1 protein-coding gene is annotated in these 366 nt (G+C 56.6%); it reads right to left on the bottom strand.

What is annotated here, in order from left to right:
- A partial coding sequence (locus L696_RS28695; protein WP_155985415.1) for an acyl carrier protein occupies positions 1-366 on the bottom strand: 366 nt, incomplete at both ends.

Below are 366 nucleotides of genomic sequence, written 5' to 3'. Positions count from 1 at the left end.
TCGGCTCGGCTGCGGCAACCGGCTCAGCGGCTGCCGGAGTCGGCTGATCTGTCGGCACCTCGACCCCGAGCAGCTTTTTCATCGGCTCCGGATAGGAGTCGATGAAGTACCCGGTCAGGTCTTCGATGTTCTGATATTCGAAGAACAAGGTCTTCGGCAGCGAACCGAACGCTTTTTCCAGCTGGTTGGTCATCTGCATGACCATGATCGAATCAATGCCATAGTCCTCCAGCGGCGCATCCGCTTCGATGCGGGCCGTCGGCATCTTCAGGACGGTCGATAGCAATTTTTTGAAAAAGAGAATCGACTTGTCCCGCAGGATCTCTTCCGACACCGAAGACGTGCTCAGCACAGAAGCCGATGCAG

Origin of the sequence: Paenibacillus maysiensis, assembly GCF_000520815.1 — a bacterium.
GTDB classification, from domain to species: Bacteria; Bacillota; Bacilli; order Paenibacillales; family Paenibacillaceae; genus Paenibacillus; species Paenibacillus maysiensis.
This window is presented reverse-complemented; position numbering and strand designations above follow the sequence as displayed.